The organism is Candidatus Magnetobacterium casense (assembly GCF_019173545.1).
GTDB classification, from domain to species: Bacteria; Nitrospirota; Thermodesulfovibrionia; order Thermodesulfovibrionales; family Magnetobacteriaceae; genus Magnetobacterium; species Magnetobacterium cryptolimnobacter.
The window spans coordinates 1-1461 of record NZ_JABXWD010000647.1 but is presented as its reverse complement, the minus strand read 5'-3'; the positions used below and the strand labels follow the sequence as shown (position 1 = coordinate 1461).

General features: G+C 52.3%; 2 protein-coding genes. Both read right to left on the bottom strand.

Annotation, left to right across the window (positions count from 1 at the left end; all coding sequences use genetic code 11):
* Positions 1–800 (bottom strand): hypothetical protein (locus HWQ67_RS18405; protein ID WP_218254150.1); only part of this gene is annotated, 800 nt, incomplete at its 3' end.
* A 9-nt stretch (positions 801–809) separates the two neighbouring features.
* A partial coding sequence (locus HWQ67_RS18400; RefSeq protein WP_218254149.1) for a hypothetical protein occupies positions 810–1461 on the bottom strand: 652 nt, incomplete at its 5' end.

The window sequence follows — 1461 nt, the reverse complement described above, 5'->3', positions numbered from 1 at the left end:
GGTGAATATGTGGACGGCATGTCGCGGGCTACGGTGTTGTTACGGGCATCGTCACCGCCTTCAATGTACTCTTTGTATACCACGGCAACGATGGCATAGCCATGGCATATCGTACCCGTCCCCATTTGCTTCTGGTAGTTAGGCGATACGGGGAACGCGAAGCGGTAGTCCGTTGTGTGGTTCAGCGCACCACCGTAGGATATGAGGGTGGCGCTGTAGTACGGACCTGGATATTCCTCCCATCCGCTGTTTGCCCCACCCCACGACAAGGGCCGTATCAGGCTGACAAACGACGATGGCTTGTAATCGGTTATGGTGAATGTTTCGTTTATGGGAACAAGGGCCGCTTTCAACGTGTAATTCAGATAGTCCCCAGCTATTTGCTTTATCCCAGCGTCGAGAATGTTACCGATAAGCATTTCGGGGGTGGGTGTGTACTGCGGGGATGTGAACTTGACCATGGGAATGGTGATTGACCTGCTCGTGGTCAGTTCGCTTCCACCGGATATGTACGTCTTATGCGTGCTTTTGATGTAGCTGTAGTTGGTAAGAGCGCCCCATGCGTCTGACGTTACGGTGTAACTCGCTATGATGGGGTTGTCGGGGCCGACGATATCATTCATGGACCACGTGTATTCTTCGGCGTAGGTGCCTACGTGTACACGTGCGGATATGTAGTTGTTGTACGGTATGACCATGCCGAAGTCATCTGTTGCCGTGGTGATGATGGGATATAGACGACCGTAGCCCGGTGCTGGCTCGTCAGTCCACTTTATCAGTCTATCCCCCGGCTCGTACATTGCATCCCCTTATCTGTACCGTTCGTCACTCAAGTACAGCGTGGTTGTCTGCGCGTTGAAATCGTAGGTGACTCCAACGATAGCGGAGTTGATTACCATGTGTTTATCGTGGATACTGCCTATCACGTCGCCTATCCAGTAAGTATCGTCAATCCACGGAATCATTATCTGGCCGGCGTCTATAGATGTGTTGTACCGATAGAATTCGTCCTTGCATCGCATGGATAGCCCGCTGGCATCGTTGATGGATGTAACCGGCAACTTGGTTGTCGAGGCTGTGGTATGTTCTCCGATACCGGGAATCTCCACATCCCAACTTATGGGCTTCATGTATTTGAAGTCTTTGCCGTACTCTACCATGCGCGTGATGTCTGGAATGTCTGCGGTATCTATCTTTGTATCGCGTGCGCTGGCCTGCACCCGCGCATCGGATATGATACATGCGGACAGCCATACATCGGCAACGGTGCCACCCTCTCCCGTATCCGTGTTAGTGGTTGCCTTGAATACGTTATCCATCAAGTCTAGTCCACGGTTCTCGAAATATATGCCTACCTGATCCTTCAACAGCCGCCATGAAAGCGGGGCAAACTTCTCGCCGGGATTCCATGCGCCCTTGCTGGGATACTTCAACTTCACCGCTGGGCGTATCTGATCGCCC